The following is a 13682-nucleotide window of genomic DNA, read 5'->3' as shown; positions in this document are numbered from 1 at the left end:
AGCGCGAAGATCTCGCGCGGCGTGGTCGATATCAGTAGCGATAATGATCCGGCTTGAACGGTCCCTCGACCGGCACGCCGATGTAACCGGCCTGCTTCGGGGTCAGCTTTGAAAGCTTCACACCCAGCTTGTCCAGGTGGAGCGCGGCCACCTTTTCGTCGAGGTGCTTCGGCAGGACGTACACTTCGTTCTTGTAGTTCTCGCCCTTGGTCCACAGCTCGATCTGCGCGAGCGTCTGGTTGGTGAAGCTGGCCGACATCACGAACGACGGGTGGCCCGTCGCGCAACCCAGGTTCACCAGGCGGCCCTTGGCCAGGACGATGATCTGCTTGCCGTCGGGAAAGGTCACCAGATCGGTGCCCGGCTTAACTTCGTTCCACTCATAGTTCGACAGCGCGGCGATCTGAATTTCGCTGTCGAAGTGGCCGATGTTGCACACGATCGACATCGGCTTCATCGCCTTCATGTGATCGGCGGTGATCACGTCGGCGTTACCGGTTGCGGTGACGAAGATGTCGGCGCGGGTCACCGCCTCTTCCATCGTCACGACTTCGAAGCCCTCCATCGCCGCCTGCAGCGCGCAGATCGGATCGATTTCGGTGACCATCACGCGCGCACCGCCATTGCGGAGCGACTGCGCCGAGCCCTTGCCGACGTCGCCGAAACCGGCGACCGCAGCAACCTTGCCGGCGAGCATCACGTCGGTGGCGCGACGGATCGCGTCGACCAGCGATTCCTTGCAGCCATAAAGGTTGTCGAACTTCGACTTTGTCACCGAGTCGTTGACGTTGATCGCCGGGAAGGGCAGCTCGCCCTTCTTCGCAATCTCGTACAGGCGGTGGACGCCGGTGGTGGTCTCTTCCGAAACGCCCTTCAGGTTCTTGACGGTCTCGGTCAGGTAACCCGGATATTTGGCGACGAACGCCTTCAGCGCGCGCTGGAATTCGACTTCCTCGTCATTCTCGGGCTCGCCGAGCGTATGACCGGCTTCGAGCTTGGCACCCCAGAGCGCGAACATCGTCGCGTCGCCGCCGTCGTCGAGGATGATGTTGGCGGTTTCGCCCGAGGTGCCCGCACCCCAGTTGAAGATATCACCGACATAATCCCAATACTCAGCCAGGCTCTCGCCCTTGATCGCGAACACCGGAACGCCGGTCGCCGCAATCGCCGCCGCAGCATGATCCTGAGTCGAGAAGATGTTGCAGGTCGCCCAGCGCACTTGCGCGCCGAGCGCGGTCAGCGTTTCGATCAGCACTGCGGTCTGGATCGTCATGTGCAGCGAACCGGTGATCCGCGCGCCCTTGAGCGGTTGCGACGCACCGAATTCCTCGCGCAGCGCCATCAGGCCCGGCATTTCGGTTTCGGCGATATTGATCTCCTTGCGGCCGAAATCGGCAAGGGTGATGTCGGCGACGACATAGTCGGTCGGACGGTCAAGAACGGTGGCCACGCGGGTATCTCCGGTTTGGTTGATGACGCGGCCCGTACCGTGGGTTTGCCTGCAAATCAAATATAAAGATGTCTTTATATGTTCATCGCAGCGCGCGCCTCAGCCAATCCCGCTTCTAAGACGAAGGATCAGGCTCGGTCGGTTTGAGCGACGCCCGCAGATTGACGATCCGATTCAGCAAATCGAACCAGAACGGCGCCCCGAGCATAGCGGCGAATGCCGCAATCAGCCATCCGCCCAGGCTCTTCCCGAGCCCGTCCCCCTTATCATAGCAACTATTCTTGTCGGGCGTGGAAAACACGAAAATCTCGGCTGGTTTACAATCGCTGCTCCATCCGATCGGCAGCCCGACAGCCTTGAACTGACCGGTGATGGCGTTCACCGCGTCCGGATCAAGCGTGCCTGTTTGATTCATATGGGGAGCAAACGCGACGACATCGGCACGCAGCTGCTGGTCGCTCGCAAGGCGATTGCCGATCAGGAGCGGATTGATGTTCATGACGGCTGCGGCGAGGAAACCGAGCACGATAAACCAGAGCTGCGACTGTCGCTTATAGCTCCCGCTCACGCGGTCCATCGCGCTGTTGAACCATGCCTCAAGCCTGCTGCGAACAGCATCAGCCTCGTCATTTGCTCCCGCGATGAACGGTGCGAGCGCAGATTGGACTGGCTGTGGCAGCGATGCCGGCACCTTAACAAGGTCGACCATAGCGGCAGCGAAATTGGCTGCCGGAATATAGGATGGAAGATTTCGCCCCTTTGCAACATAATCCCCTGGAAAGAGAGCGTTAATAGCGGGATTTTTGTAGAAAGCGCTGAGGGCGTCCGGGTCGCGCCCAAGCATTTCCTTGATCGTTTTTTCCAGAAGCTTTGCCCGCGTCTTGAGCAGCGCCTCAATCCCCTCGCGGACCGATGTCATGATAATACTGAAAAAGCTGAATGTCAGCATTACGCCCAAAGAAACTTCAAGAACGACAGACCCGAACATATTTCGCCTCCCCCGATTCTTCGTACAAACGGAGGAGATAATATTTTTCTTTCAAATGCAACACATCGCGACTGCGTGCGACAAATGTGCACAAGCAAAGCAGGGCGATTATCGAGATAAATCGCAGGCGAGCACGCCGCCCAGCATCTTAAAGTGACTTATTCTTAAGTCGTTATCCAACGACAAGGTAATCGAGGGGACCTTAAGCCCAGCCCGTCTCGTTCGCGAGCAGCCGCGAATCGATGCCTGCGCTGGCGAACCCCGCCTCCCAACGTCCTTCGGCATCGCAGCCGTACAGCAAATCGAGGTCACCCGGCACGTTCAGCCAACCGTGCCGCGTCATCTCGCCGTCGAGTTGCCCCTCGCCCCAACCGGCATAGCCCAAAGCGACCAGCCAGCGCGACGGGCCGCAGCCAGCGGCAATCGCCTTCAGCACATCGGTCGTCCCCGACAGCGCCCAGAGCGCGCCCGCATGCCCGACCACTTCGATCGTATCCTGACCAGCCCAATCGAGGGCATGGACGACGAAACCGCGCCGAGGCTCGACCGGCCCGCCGAAATGCACCGGAACATCGGGTGCGACGCCAAGCTCGATCTCCAACTGCTGCAGCACCGTGTGCAACCCGACCCCGGCGATCGTCGCGCCAATGCCAATGCCGAGCGCGCCCTCCGCATCATGCGCGCACATCGCAATCACCGCGCGATCGAAGCGCGGGTCGCCAATGCCGGGCATTGCGAGCAGGAATTGGCCAGTGAGATTGCGGGCGGAGTCCATGCGGACAGCATAACCGCGGACGGCGTCCCTCGCCACGCTTGAAATTCGAGCGCGCTTGCACGAGGTACACCGCGCCGCACCTTCTAGTCGGGCGGCCCCATCAGGAGAGATTCCCATGACGATCAGCGTCGGCGACCGCATCCCCACGATCACGCTCACCAAAGTCACCGCCGATGGCCCCAATCAGGTCAGCTCGGACGAGTTCTTTAAAGGCCGCAAGGTCGCGCTGGTCGCGGTTCCCGGTGCCTTCACCCCGACCTGCTCGGCACGCCATCTGCCTGGGTTTGTCGACAAGGCCGATGAGATCAAGGCCAAGGGCGTGGACGAGATCGCCTTCACCTCGGTCAACGACGCCTTTGTGATGGGCGCATGGGGCAAGGCAAGCAATGCCGACGCCATCACCATGCTCGCCGACGGCAATGCCGACTTCGCCAAGGCGGTCGGCCTGACCTTCGACGGTTCGAAGTTCGGCATGGGCGAGCGCAGCCAGCGGTATTCGATGCTGGTCAATGACGGCGTGGTGGAACAGCTTAACGTCGAAGCGCCGGGTGCCTTTGAAGTGTCCTCGGCCGAACATCTGCTAAGCGAGATCTGATCCTGTCGGCCTGGCTCACGCCGGGCCGAACGATTATTGCGATTGGCGTCGGAAAGCGTGGAACCCGCCGTGCTGCCGATCGGTTGCAAGAGGACGTTCCAGAAAAGGGCCAAGCCATGACCGATACGACCCGCGATTCGACCACTCCCCCGGCTAACGACACGATCATCGAGCAGGCCGAGGGCTTGTTCGAGCAAGCCAAGGGCGCGCTGAACGATGCGTTCGAGGCGACCGTCGAGGCGGTGAAGGAGCACCCGCTCGCCGCCGTCGGCATTGCGGCCGGAGCAGCAGCCGCAGTGGCGGGTGCCGCCTTCGGTGCCAGCAAGATCCTGTCGAAGGATGACGCGACCGCGACCACGCCGAAAAAGGCTTGATCGCCCCAAGGGGCGTATCCGCAATACGCCCCTTGGTCTTGCGCGCGTAACGATAGCGGCGTAGCGGCTATCCATGACGCACGCTTCCAGCCCCGCCGCCGCCATCGTCGCTGAACTCGACCGGCTTTATCGCGCTTCGGTCGATCGCCTGCAGGCGGCGCTGACCACCTATCTCACCACTGGAACCCCGCCTGCGCCGCATACGCGCACAGACGGGAGTTTCGCCTACCCCGAGATTCGGCTGCACTATCGCGGAGGGAGCGATCGGCCGACCCCGCGGCGTTCGTTTGGGCGGCTGGTAACCGAGGGTGATTATGCGATCAGCGTCACCAAGCCAGCGATTTTCGCCGATTATCTGACCGAGCAATTGACGCTGCTGATCGAAGATTATGACGTCACGGTCGAAGCGGTCGAAGGCCGCCAGGAAATCCCCTTCCCCTATGTGATCGATCCCGGCCATGCCCTGAGCCTGGATCAGGTCTCAGCGCTGGAACTGGCGCGTCATTTTCCAGCGACCGACCTGGCCCATATTGGGGACGAGATCGCCGACGGGCTGTATACCGTCACCGACGGCGCGCGCCCGCTGGCGCTGTTCGATGGTTTGCGCACGGATTTCTCGCTCGCACGGTTACGGCACTACACCGGTACGCCGCCCGAACATGTTCAGCGCTATGTGCTGTTCACCAATTACCACCGCTACGTTGACGAGTTCGTCCGCTGGGCGTGCGCGCAACTGGAGCCCGGTGAAGACGGCAAGCCAAGCCGCTACACCGGCGTTTCCGGTGCCGGCGGCGTGGTGATGCGCGCAGGCGACGATGTCGAGGCGATGCTGGCCGATACCAGCGCGTGGCGGCGGCACCAGATGCCGGCCTATCATTTGATGGCCGAAGACGGCACCGGCATCACGCTGGTCAATATCGGCGTGGGACCGGCCAATGCCAAGACGATTTGCGATCATCTGGCCGTCCTGCGCCCCGAGGCGTGGTTGATGATCGGCCATTGCGGCGGCCTCCGCCCTAGCCAGCGGATCGGCGACTATGTCCTCGCCCACGCCTATCTGCGTGACGACCATGTGCTCGACGATGTGCTGCCCCCGGCGATCCCGGTGCCCGCCATTGCCGAAGTGCAATTGGCGCTCGCCCGCGCCGCCGAGACGATTTCGGGCCAGTCGGGCGACGAACTCAAGCGTCGGCTGCGCACCGGCACGATCGTCACCACCGACGATCGCAACTGGGAACTGCAATATTCACGCTCGGCGCTGCGCTTCTCGCTCAGCCGCGCGGTCGGCATCGACATGGAATCGGCGACGATCGCGGCGCAGGGCTACCGCTTCCGCGTGCCCTACGGCACCTTGCTATGCGTTTCGGACAAACCGCTGCACGGCGAATTGAAGCTGCCGGGCCAAGCCAATCGCTTCTACGAACGCGCGATCAGCGAGCATATGCGGATCGGCATCGAGGCGTGCGAGGAGCTGCGCCGCGAAGGCAAGAAGCTGCACAGCCGCAAGCTGCGCGCCTTCAACGAACCACCGTTCCGCTAAGATCCTCGGGAAACTGCGCGGCGCTCGCGCGTTACGTCTGCTCAACGAACAAGGGAGCCTCTCATGGCCACGCCGCCGAAAAAGCCGACCGACACCGCGACCAAGCCCGCGAGCCCGCGCAAGCCCGCGACACCCCGCAAGGCTGCTGCTCCGCGCAAGACGACCGCGAAAAAGGCTCCGGCGACGAAAAGCACCGCGACCCAACCGCGCAACCGCTGGGGTCTGGCCGCAATCATTGGTGGCATTGCGGCAGCGGGCGCAGCGGCGGCAGCGCTATTCACGCTCCGCAGCAGCGCACCAAAGGTCGAGCCGCTGAACCCCGGCGAACATGCACATCAGGCCGATGGCAGCGATTCCAGCGCTTCCTTCCAAGCGGGCATCGCCGATGAAGGGACGATCCCCAACTGAGGCGACCTATCGCCCGGCCTTGCGCCCGGCGGAACCAGAAGTTTGGGGGGAGGCCGACCGACCTTCCCCCCCAAGCATCACCACCCCTGCGGCTTGCCCTCATTCTGCTTATCCAGCCACGCCTTTAGCGGTGCGAAATAATCGACCATCGCCTGGCCCGAAATCTCGCGGGTGCCCGTAAACACGGCCAGTGCCTCGGGCCACGGCTTCGACTGCCCCATTTCCAGCATGGCGTTCAGCTTCGCGCCGACCTCCTTATTGCCGTAAAAGGAGCAACGATGCAGCGGCCCGGTCCAGCCCGACTGCTTGCACGCCGCCTGATAGAATTGGAACTGATAGAGCCGGGCGAGGAAATAGCGCGCATACGGCACGCTGGCCGCAACATGGTATTTCGCGCCGGGATCGAAGCGCGTCTCGTCGCGCGCGACCGGGGGTACGATCCCCTGATATTTCAGCCGCAGGTCGTTCCAGCTCTTTTCATACTGCCCCTCCGGCGTCGCGCCCGAAAAGACACCCCAGCGCCATTTGTCGACCAGCAGACCAAACGGCAGGAAGGCAACCTTGTCCATCGCCTGCTTGAGCAGCAGGCCGATATCCTTGTCGGGGCTCGGCACCTTGGCCGGATCGAGCAGGCCGATCTTCACCAGATAATCAGGCGTGATCGACAAAGCGACGAAATCGCCGATCGCTTCGTGGAAGCCGTCATTCGCGCCATTCTCATAGAGGAAGGGCTGATTTTTGTAGGCGCGCTGGTAATAATTGTGGCCCATCTCGTGATGGATGGTGACGAAATCGTCGCCATTGACCTTGGTGCACATCTTGATGCGCACGTCATCCTTGCTGTCAATGTCCCAGGCCGAGGCATGGCAGACCACTTCGCGGTCGGCCGGCTTCACGATTTGCGAGCGCGCCCAGAAGGTGTCGGGCAGCGGCTTGAACCCGAGCGAGGAGTAGAAGCCCTCGCCGGTCTTGAACATCTTGATCGGGTCATAGCCCTTGGCCTTGAGCAGATCGCCGACATCATAGCCGACATCGCCCGCGCCCGCCGGGGCTACCACATCATAGATGTTGCCCCATTCCTGCGCCCACATATTGCCCAGCAGATCGGCGCGGATCGGCCCTGTCTTGGGCTGCACCGCATCGCCATATTGGGCCGTTCAGCTTCCAGCGGACATAGGTGTGGAGCGCCTTGTAGAGCGGCTCGACCTGCTTCCACAGCGTATCGGTGGTGGCCTCAAACTGCGCCGGGGTCATGTCATAGCCCGAACGCCACAGCGCGCCGACATCGGCATAGCCGAGGCCCTTGGCACCTTGGTTGGCGATCACCACTTCGCGTGCGAAATCCTTGCGCATCGGCGCGCCGACAGCGTCGTGCCAGCTGACCCACATCTCCTTCGACTTGGCGGGATCGCGCACCGTGCCCATCGCCGCCTCGATGTCGCTGCCGTTGATCGGCTTGCCGTCAAGCGTGCCCTTGCCCTTGCCATAGTCCGATCCGAGCTTCGTCACGATCGTCGAAAGCTCGGATGCGGCACCGGGCGTGGTCGGCGCAGGCAGCGTCAGGCCGTTGCGCAGCAGATCGATCTTGCGTTTGGTATCGAACGACAGGCCGGGCACACCCGCATATTTCGCCGCCTCGAGCGCGAAGCGGACCCCCATCTCGGTCCCCTCCGCACCGAACTTCGCGGCGATCGCGTCGGTGTCGTCGGTGATGTAGGTTGCGTTGATCCACGCCGCCTGCTGCGCCGGGGTGGAGAAATCGGCCAGTTCCTTTTCCGCGCGCGCTACGAACGCATCTGCCTCGGCGACGGTCGGTGCTGCGGCAGCGGCGGCGGGTGCGGCTGCCGGGTTGGCGAAAGCGGGTGCCGACGCCAGCGACAGAATCAGGGCGAGCGACGAAATTCCAGTGCGGATCATGTGAGTCCCCATTTGCAAAGATGGCGCAACCTGTGCGCCACCGCGCGCAGGGTCAAGCCGCCAGAAACGCCGCGATCGCCGTGCCCAATTCGGGTTTGAGCACCGCGCTCATATGGTTGCCGGGGATCGCCTGATAGCGCGCATCGGGCAGCGCCGCCGCGAGGTCCTGCGCCGAGCCGTTGTCGTCATCGTCCTCGCCGGTCAGGATCAGCGTCGGCGTGGTGATATGGTCGAGCGCATCGCGCGGCGTGTCGACGAAGGTGTCGAGAATGTGCAGCAGCGCGACCGGATCGCCCGCAGTCGTCTTGAGGAACGCTTCGGTCAGCCATTCGCTGGTGCCGCGTGTGAAACTGCCGAGGTTGGTCAGCACATTGTGGAAATAGCTGCCACGCCCGGCGGTATCGACGATGCCCTGCAACCCCATGCCAGAGATGACCGCGCGGCGTGGCGTCGCGCCATTGGCGAGCATCCGCATCGAGGTGCGCCCGCCGAGCGAATAGCCGGCGAGATCATAATCGGTGAGGCCGAGATGCGCGATCAGCGCAAAGCCGTCGCGCATCAGCACGTCGGGCGGATAGGCGGCGGCCTCGTGCGGCTTGGCGCTGTCGCCGTGCGCGCGCAGGTCGGGCATGATCACCCGAAAACCTGACTCGGCGATGCGCGCAGCATGGCCGTATTTGATCCAGTTGATCGTCGCGTTGGAGAAATAGCCGTGGATCAGGACGACAGGGCGTCCCTCCCCGATCTCCCGCCACGCCAGGCGGGTGCCATCGAAGCTGTCGAAGAACTGCGGTTCAGTCGGGGAGTTTGCCAATAGCTTTCATCCAGCGCTCGACCGTCGACGGATTGTCCGCCACCCGCGTCGTCGGCAGGTCCTTAATGTCGAGCCACGCCTCATGCCAAGTCTCGGGCGAGAAATGATGCGTCGGGCGAAAGCGATACGGATCATCGAAACTGCCGACGCTGAGGTCCATAGTCTCGCCGGGCTCGAGATATTCAAAGGTCAGCGGCGTGCCGCACGCAGCGCAAAACCCGCGCTGCGCGATCGGCGAGCTTTGATAACGATCGGGTTCGCGCGCCCAGGTGACATTGGCGATCTTCACGCCCTTGAAGGCGATCGACACGCCCCCGGTCGCGCGCTGGCACATCCGGCAGTGGCACAGATACGCATCGTCATTGTCGATCGCGACGCTGTAGCGGATCCGACCGCATTGGCAGCCGCCGGTGACGGTTTCGGTCATCCCTGCCTCCCTGTCTACGCGGTCATGCCTTATCGGCTGATGACCGCGTTCGACTGGAGGCTAACAGGCGTTCAGAAGCCGCTCAATCCGCCTTCTTCAAATACCGGCGGCCCAGCAATTCCGCGATCTGCACCGCGTTGAGCGCCGCGCCCTTGCGGAGATTGTCCGAAACGCACCACAAGGACAGGCCGTTCTCGACGGTCGAATCCTCGCGCACGCGGCTGATGAAGGTCGCATATTCGCCCACGCATTCAACCGGCGTCACGTATCCGCCGTCCTCGCGCTTGTCGACGAGCATCACGCCAGGGGCCTCGCGCAGGATCTTCTGCGCTTGGTCGGCCGAGATTTCATTCTCGAACTCGATGTTGATTGCTTCCGAGTGGCCAACGAACACCGGCACGCGCACGCACGTGGCGGTGACCTTGATCTTCGGATCGAGGATCTTCTTGGTCTCGACCACCATCTTCCACTCTTCCTTGGTCGACCCGTCGTCGAGGAAGCTGTCGATGTGCGGGATCACGTTGAAGGCGATCTGCTTGGTGAACTTCTTGGCCTCAGCCGAATCTCCGACGAAGATGTTGCGCGATTGCTCGAACAGCTCGTCCATGCCCGCCTTGCCCGCGCCCGACACCGACTGATAGGTCGCGACGACGACGCGCTTGATCTTGGCGAAATCATGCAGCGGCTTCAGCGCGACGACCATCTGCGCGGTCGAGCAGTTCGGGTTGGCGATGATGTTGCGCTTGGTATAGCCAGCGATCGCATCGGGGTTCACTTCCGGCACGATCAGCGGCACGTCCGGGTCCATGCGGTAGAGCGACGAATTGTCGATCACCGTGCAACCGGCAGCGGCAAAGCGCGGCGCGTGGATCTTGGTCGCGTCCGAACCGATTGCGAACAGCGCCATGTCCCAGCCGGTGGGATCGAAATTGTCGATATTCTGCACCTTGAGCTTGCGCCCGGTCTCGCCGAAATCGACCTCGTCACCCTGGCTGCGCGACGATGCCACCACCGCAATGTCCGCCAGCGGGAATTCGCGCTCCGCCAGAATATTGAGCATCTCGCGCCCGACATTGCCCGTCGCGCCCGCGACCACGATCCTGTAACCCATGTAATCCTCCAATTCGGACCGCGCCCGTAGCGACATTACGCGCGGACGTCCAATCGCTTTGCTAATCGTGCGTGCGCGCTTGCCACGTCGCATGGGAAATTCCATGCACGGTAGCGAGATGATCGGTAAGCGCGTCGAGCTCGCTGCCTGCAATATTGGTACGCACCAGCTTGGCTACAATCTCCACGCGATCTTCCCCGCGCGCGACCACATCGAGCTCGGCCACCGGGAGCTGCGCGGCTTCCAGATGCTCGGTCAGCAAGTCGCCCATCGGCCCCGCCTCCTCCACGTCGGTGGTGATCGTCACCGTGTAGGTGGCCTCGACATTGTGGCCTTCGAGCGGGATGCGATTGATCGCATCGACGAGCGGCCGCAGCATCGTGTTGGCGAGAATGACGAAGCCGGTCAGCAGCACCGCCTCCGCGATGAGGTCGCTCCCCGCAATCGCGCCCACCGCCGCCGAGCACCACAAGGTCGCCGCAGTGTTGAGCCCGCGGACGTTCATCCCCTCTTTCATGATCACGCCCGCGCCGAGGAAACCGATCCCCGACACGACATAAGCGATGATCCGGATCGACTCGACATCGCCGCCAAGCCGCTGCCCAAGGTCGACAAACGCCGCCGAGCCCAGCGCGACCAGCGCGTTGGTGCGCAGGCCGGCAGTGCGCTGGCGATACTGCCGCTCGGCCCCGATCAGCGTGCCGAGCAGGAACGCCGCAAGGTAACTGACAACCGTGTCCAGGAACGGCCACAGATGGAAGGTGGTGAGGAAGCGCATGACGCCGCGCTTTATGGCAGCGACACGGCTGGGGCTAGAGGGCGGCGGCAAGACGGCACTAAACTACCCGTCACCCCGGGCTTGTCCCGGGGTCTACCGTGATCTCATTCCTCACGCCTCGCTTTAGCCGCCCGGTGGACCCCGGCACGAGGCCGGGGTGACGGAAAGCGTATTGCGGATGACCGAACCCTAGCGTTTGTCCTTCACGTTCCGGTCGAGGAACGTCAAAATCGTCCCCCACAGATGCTCGCTGATCCCCGGCCCGCCGACGCGGTGGGTGTAGCCGGGGTAGAACATCATCTCGAACGGTGTGTCGGTCGCCTGCATCCGCGCGGCGAGCGCGGTCGAGTTGGTGAACACCACATTGTCATCCGCCATGCCGTGGATCAGCAGCAGCGGATCCTTGATCTTGGGGGCATTCTCGAGCGCACCCGAGGCGGCATAGGCTTTGGCGTCACTGACCGGCGAGCCCATATAGCGCTCGGTATAATGCGTGTCGTACAGGTTCCACTGTGTCACCGGCGCGCCCGAAACGCCCGCTGCATAGACGCCCTGGTTCGCCTCCAGCATTTTCAACGTCATATAGCCGCCATAGGACCAGCCATAGATCGCCACCTTGTCGGGATCGACGAACGGCTGGCTCTTGATGAATTTCGCGCCCGCCAATTGGTCCGCCACTTCGACCGTGCCCATCGCGCGGTAGATATGGTCCTCGAACGCCTTGCCGCGATTGTACGATCCGCGATTGTCGATCTGGAAGAAGATGTAGCCGTGCTGCACCAGATATTGCGGCAACGCCCCGCCCCAGCCGCGCGTCACCTGCTGCCCGGTGCCCGGGCCGCCATAATGCTGGAAGAACACGGGATACTTCTTGCCCGGCTCCAGCGGCGGCGTGATCATCTCATAATAGAGATCGGTGCCGTCTTCGGCCTTGATCGTGCCGAACGTCGTTTGCTGGTGGCTCGCCAGATAGGGGTAATATGGGTGGCCCGGCTTCACCGCATTTTCGTTGATCCACGACAGCCGCTTGCCGGTCGCATCGGCCAGATAGACTTGCGTCGGCTGGGTCGGGTTGGAGCGCCCCACGATCATCCGCGTCGCCGCTTGATCCATGCTGGCACCATTCCACCAGCCGGTCTCGGTCAGCCGCGTCACCACGCCCGGATGCGCGATATCGACCGAATAGACATGCTGTTCGAGCACGCCATCCTTGTTACCCGTGAAGAACAGCCGCCCCTTGGCTTCGTCAACGCCGATCAGTTGCTGGACGACCCAGTCGCCCTTGGTCAGCGCAGTCCACTTGCCCTTTGCAAAGCGATAAAGGTGGCCATAGCCGGTCCGCTCTGAGCGCCAGATCAGGCTGCCGTCCTTCAGCGGGCGATACGCTTCGGTCAGGTTGAGCCAGCTGCGCGTGCCCGATTTCTCGGTGAACAAGATGCTGCTCTTGCCCGTTTCCGGGTCGACCGTGAGCATGTCGAGCGTCTTCTGATCGCGGCTTTCGCGCTGCACCAGCAGCGTCTTGCCATCGGGCGTCCAGTCGACGCGGGCGAGATAGATGTCGGGATTCTGGCCAAGATCGACCTTCACCTTGCCGGTGCCATCGGCCTTCATCACATACAGTTCGACCGCGACATTGGGCGTGCCTGCGGCGGGATAGCGTTGCTCATAGACCTTCGTGCCGGTCGCCCCGATCGCCGCGCGGGTAACAATGCCGACGGGAGCCTCATCAAAACGCTCGACCGCGATGTACGTGTCCTGCGGCGACCACCAATAGCCGGTCCGGCGATCCATTTCTTCCTGCGCGACGAACTCGGCCTCGCCCCAATGCACCGTGCCCGCACCGTCCTGGCTGACCTGGCGCGCTTCGCCACCGCCAAGCGACTGAACGAACAAATTCTGCCCGCGCACGAAGCTGACGAACCCGCCCTTGGGGCTGATGGCGGGGTTCAGCGCGCCGTCGGGCGAATTGGTCAGCCGCCGCGTCGTGCCGTCGAGTGTCGCCAGATACAGGTCGCCATCGAGCGGCACGAGGATCGTCTTACCGTCGGGAGCCCAATCATAGGAGACGATCCCCTTTGACCCGGCGATGCGGGCGCGCTCGCGCTGCATCTTTTCGGCCTCGGACAATTCCGCGCCACTGCCGACCTTCTTTGAATCGACCAGCATCCGCTCCTCACCGGTGCGCGTATCGAGCGCCCACAGGTCGAAACGTTCCTTCTCATCGGCGCGCGGGCGCAGCGAGGTGAGCAGCGTCCCGTCCGGCGACAGGCGCACGCCGCGCGGTTGCACGCCCGACAGATCGGGGCTGCCGAACACGCGCGACAGCGTCAGCTTGGTCGGCGCGTCAGCCGCCATCACGGGCACCGCCGCACAGGCGAGCATCACGCCCGCAAAAGCCCAACTCGCCCGCATCCTGCATCTCCAATCCCGCATGGTTCCTCGCCCGACGAACGCAGGCGGCGTCGGCGCTTATCGCGGTGCGCGGGGACTGCGTAAAGAGGGCAA

General features: G+C 62.9%; 12 protein-coding genes and 1 pseudogene. 4 read left to right on the top strand and 9 right to left on the bottom strand.

Annotated features, from left to right (window positions below; genetic code table 11):
• Nucleotides 1-31 precede the first annotated feature (31 nt).
• The 3 genes from ahcY to EJC47_RS06975 form a co-directional block, all read right to left on the bottom strand.
• Nucleotides 32-1450, bottom strand: a complete 1419-nt coding sequence (gene ahcY / locus EJC47_RS06985; protein WP_126846330.1) for an adenosylhomocysteinase — start codon at nucleotides 1448-1450, stop codon at nucleotides 32-34.
• A gap of 115 nt (nucleotides 1451-1565) precedes the next feature.
• Nucleotides 1566-2438 (bottom strand): hypothetical protein, encoded by an 873-nt coding sequence (locus EJC47_RS06980; protein WP_126846328.1) that lies wholly within the window; start codon nucleotides 2436-2438, stop codon nucleotides 1566-1568.
• A gap of 202 nt (nucleotides 2439-2640) precedes the next feature.
• On the bottom strand, nucleotides 2641-3213 hold the full coding sequence (locus EJC47_RS06975) for a YqgE/AlgH family protein (RefSeq protein ID WP_126846326.1): 573 nt from the start codon (nucleotides 3211-3213) through the stop codon (nucleotides 2641-2643).
• A gap of 115 nt (nucleotides 3214-3328) precedes the next feature.
• Here EJC47_RS06975 and EJC47_RS06970 point away from each other — a divergent pair, with 115 nt between their 5' ends.
• From EJC47_RS06970 to EJC47_RS06955, 4 genes are all read left to right on the top strand, one after another.
• Entirely contained in the window at nucleotides 3329-3808 is a 480-nt protein-coding gene (locus EJC47_RS06970) for a peroxiredoxin (protein WP_126846324.1), read from the top strand.
• 116 nt (nucleotides 3809-3924) lie between these two features.
• Entirely contained in the window at nucleotides 3925-4182 is a 258-nt protein-coding gene (locus EJC47_RS06965; protein WP_126846322.1) for a hypothetical protein, read from the top strand.
• Between the two features lie 73 nt (nucleotides 4183-4255).
• Nucleotides 4256-5722, top strand: a complete 1467-nt coding sequence (locus EJC47_RS06960; protein WP_126846320.1) for an AMP nucleosidase — start codon at nucleotides 4256-4258, stop codon at nucleotides 5720-5722.
• Between the two features lie 63 nt (nucleotides 5723-5785).
• A complete protein-coding gene (locus EJC47_RS06955) occupies nucleotides 5786-6130 on the top strand; it encodes a hypothetical protein (RefSeq protein WP_126846318.1) in 345 nt (114 codons plus the stop codon).
• Nucleotides 6131-6207: 77 nt separating this feature from the next.
• Here EJC47_RS06955 and EJC47_RS06950 read toward each other — a convergent pair.
• The 6 genes and pseudogenes from EJC47_RS06950 to EJC47_RS06925 all read right to left on the bottom strand — a co-directional run bounded on the left by EJC47_RS06950 (nucleotide 6208) and on the right by EJC47_RS06925 (nucleotide 13589).
• A pseudogene (locus EJC47_RS06950) lies at nucleotides 6208-8047 on the bottom strand (M2 family metallopeptidase).
• Between the two features lie 52 nt (nucleotides 8048-8099).
• Complete coding sequence (locus EJC47_RS06945) at nucleotides 8100-8861, bottom strand: alpha/beta fold hydrolase (RefSeq protein WP_033963818.1); 762 nt, start codon at nucleotides 8859-8861, stop codon at nucleotides 8100-8102.
• Nucleotides 8842-9288: a GFA family protein gene (locus tag EJC47_RS06940; RefSeq protein WP_126846316.1), complete on the bottom strand. Its 447-nt coding sequence runs from the start codon at nucleotides 9286-9288 to the stop codon at nucleotides 8842-8844. Before EJC47_RS06940 ends, EJC47_RS06945 begins: the two co-directional genes overlap by 20 nt.
• Nucleotides 9289-9370: 82 nt before the next feature.
• A complete protein-coding gene (locus tag EJC47_RS06935; protein WP_033963869.1) occupies nucleotides 9371-10399 on the bottom strand; it encodes an aspartate-semialdehyde dehydrogenase in 1029 nt (342 codons plus the stop codon).
• A 61-nt stretch (nucleotides 10400-10460) separates the two neighbouring features.
• The gene (locus EJC47_RS06930) at nucleotides 10461-11177 is read right to left on the bottom strand and encodes an MgtC/SapB family protein (RefSeq protein WP_126846314.1); all 717 of its coding nucleotides are present in this window, start codon (nucleotides 11175-11177) and stop codon (nucleotides 10461-10463) included.
• 189 nt (nucleotides 11178-11366) lie between these two features.
• Nucleotides 11367-13589 (bottom strand): S9 family peptidase, encoded by a 2223-nt coding sequence (locus EJC47_RS06925; RefSeq protein ID WP_126846312.1) that lies wholly within the window; start codon nucleotides 13587-13589, stop codon nucleotides 11367-11369.
• Nucleotides 13590-13682 lie beyond the last annotated feature (93 nt).

Origin of the sequence: Sphingomonas sp. TF3 (genome assembly GCF_003985085.1) — a bacterium.
GTDB lineage: Bacteria > Pseudomonadota > Alphaproteobacteria > Sphingomonadales > Sphingomonadaceae > Sphingomonas.
The sequence above is the reverse complement of the archived record's forward strand: the minus strand, read 5'-3'. Positions and strand labels throughout refer to the sequence as shown.

What these genes read in the sequence shown, in the direction of transcription:
- EJC47_RS06980 (WP_126846328.1), bottom strand. Translation starts at nt 2,438, where the DNA reads ATGTTCGGGTCTGTCGTTCTTGAAGTTTCTTTGGGCGTAATGCTGACA.
- EJC47_RS06975 (WP_126846326.1), bottom strand. Translation starts at nt 3,213, where the DNA reads ATGGACTCCGCCCGCAATCTCACTGGCCAATTCCTGCTCGCAATGCCC.
- EJC47_RS06970 (WP_126846324.1), top strand. Translation starts at nt 3,329, where the DNA reads ATGACGATCAGCGTCGGCGACCGCATCCCCACGATCACGCTCACCAAA.
- EJC47_RS06965 (WP_126846322.1), top strand. Translation starts at nt 3,925, where the DNA reads ATGACCGATACGACCCGCGATTCGACCACTCCCCCGGCTAACGACACG.
- EJC47_RS06960 (WP_126846320.1), top strand. Translation starts at nt 4,256, where the DNA reads ATGACGCACGCTTCCAGCCCCGCCGCCGCCATCGTCGCTGAACTCGAC.
- EJC47_RS06955 (WP_126846318.1), top strand. Translation starts at nt 5,786, where the DNA reads ATGGCCACGCCGCCGAAAAAGCCGACCGACACCGCGACCAAGCCCGCG.
- EJC47_RS06940 (WP_126846316.1), bottom strand. Translation starts at nt 9,288, where the DNA reads ATGACCGAAACCGTCACCGGCGGCTGCCAATGCGGTCGGATCCGCTAC.
- EJC47_RS06935 (WP_033963869.1), bottom strand. Translation starts at nt 10,399, where the DNA reads ATGGGTTACAGGATCGTGGTCGCGGGCGCGACGGGCAATGTCGGGCGC.
- EJC47_RS06930 (WP_126846314.1), bottom strand. Translation starts at nt 11,177, where the DNA reads ATGCGCTTCCTCACCACCTTCCATCTGTGGCCGTTCCTGGACACGGTT.
- EJC47_RS06925 (WP_126846312.1), bottom strand. Translation starts at nt 13,589, where the DNA reads ATGCGGGCGAGTTGGGCTTTTGCGGGCGTGATGCTCGCCTGTGCGGCG.